At 63.0% G+C, this 433-nt stretch carries 1 pseudogene; it reads left to right on the top strand.

Going from position 1 to position 433, the window contains the following annotated elements:
• Nucleotides 1-217: pseudogene (locus tag EOC83_RS32605) on the top strand (hypothetical protein); the annotation flags it as partial.
• Nucleotides 218-433 lie beyond the last annotated feature (216 nt).

Raw genomic sequence — 433 nt, 5'->3', positions numbered from 1 at the left:
CACCGAGCGTGCCAACGCTCAAATCCAGGCCGAGCGCGATCAGGCGGTGCGCGAGGTGCGTGCCGAGATCGGCGGCCTTGCGACCACCCTGGCCAGTCGGATCGTGGGGGAGTCCCTACAAGACGACCAGCGCGTCCAGGCGACAGTCGACCGCTTCCTCTCATCGCTCGCCGACGAGCCCTCGGCGTCTAATTCGCGGACGGTGAATCGGGCCTGACGACGGCGGGGGGCGCATCACAGCAGCTAGACGAGGTCGGCGACCGACGTGGTACAGGTACCGAGTTCGCTAATGAGATTTTCGCGGTCGTTGACGTCCTGAATCGTGAATCTGGCTTACGACGGGCAGTATCCGACACAGGTTCTGAGACCAAGGCTCGTCAAGGGCTTATCGACGCGGTTTTCACGTCGAAGGTCTCGCCCGATTGCAAGGAAC

Source organism: Mesorhizobium sp. Primo-A (genome assembly GCF_003997175.1).
Classification (GTDB): domain Bacteria; phylum Pseudomonadota; class Alphaproteobacteria; order Rhizobiales; family Rhizobiaceae; genus Mesorhizobium; species Mesorhizobium ciceri.
The sequence above is the reverse complement of the archived record's forward strand: the minus strand, read 5'-3'. Positions and strand labels throughout refer to the sequence as shown.